Raw genomic sequence first — 1,171 nt, 5'->3', positions numbered from 1 at the left:
CCCCGGATCAATCCCTCCACTCAGCCTTCCGACGTCGCCGGTGGATCAAGATCAAGAGCACTCGAGCTTGCGCTCATTGTTGAGTGGTGCGGCTTCGCCGCGGGCAGCTGCGCTGCTTTGCTTTTCTGCTTTTTGTGGGAGCGAGCCTGCTCGCGAAGGCGGCCTGACAGCCGACCATTATCCACCGGCCGGACTCAATCCCTGTGGGAGAGCACTCGAGCTAACGCTCATTGTTGAGTGGTGCGGCTTTACCGCGGGCAGCTGCGCTGTTTTGCTTTTCTGTGGGAGCGAGCTTGCTCGCGAAGGCGGCCTGACAGCCGACCACTATCTACCGGCCGGACTCAATCCCTGTGGGAGCTGGCTTGCCAGCGATGGCAGCCTCCAAGTCGACCAATCCCCCACTGATATACCCGATCCAAATGTGGGAGCGAGCCTGCTCGCGAAAGCTCTCTTCCAGACGACCTCAAACCACCTGACTGTCAGAGGCAATCCCTGCACTTAAACATCATCAAATACCCACGTTTAAACTACACGACCCGTTACGCCATCCCGGCTACAACTCCTTGCGCCATTGCCTACGCCTACGCCAGAATCCGCCGGCTTACGCGCTATGAGGTTGGCTATATCGTTTCTCGGTCACTGACAAAAAGCAGTGATCGGGTTTGGTAGCCCGTCTGTAATGGCCGTATGTCTACGCCTTCAGACCGTCCTTTTTTTGGGGGCTCGGTTTATATGGTGGTCATGCGTGGGGCTCGTTCGCGGGCGCCGGGTTCCTATTGCAGCCGGTCTACCAACCCGCGTATGGCCGCCACCCTCGTTTGGTAGCGAAGGTGATGGCTCCTTGAATCTGCAATAGGAGTTTCATCATGTTCAAAGTCACCCCCAACCCGCCACCCTCCCACGACCGCGCACTCGACCCGCAAAAAATCCAGGAAGCCACCGACCGCGCCCTCGATTACTACCTCAAACCTGAAGACCTGGCAGCTCCGCCAAGTTCGCCAAAATATCGCCCGGTTTATGTTGTCGACCCCACGCTGGATGACGAAACCCTGTTGGTCGAAGCCTGCGAGTCGCTTTCCTACGCCCATGCCATGGCCGGTAACATCGCCAACTCAATAGGCGGCCCGGAACGCAAACCACTGCTGGCGCTGCAACAGGTGATCATGCTCAA

1 protein-coding gene is annotated in these 1,171 nt (G+C 58.1%); it reads left to right on the top strand.

Features of this window, described 5'->3' with window-relative positions; all coding sequences use genetic code 11:
* Nucleotides 1–866 precede the first annotated feature (866 nt).
* Nucleotides 867–1,171: hypothetical protein (locus D6877_RS28155; protein ID WP_130912801.1), on the top strand; the 305-nt coding region annotated here is incomplete at its 3' end.

This window comes from Pseudomonas sp. Sample_9 (assembly GCF_004307535.1).
Classification (GTDB): domain Bacteria; phylum Pseudomonadota; class Gammaproteobacteria; order Pseudomonadales; family Pseudomonadaceae; genus Aquipseudomonas; species Aquipseudomonas mercuritolerans.
This window is presented reverse-complemented; position numbering and strand designations above follow the sequence as displayed.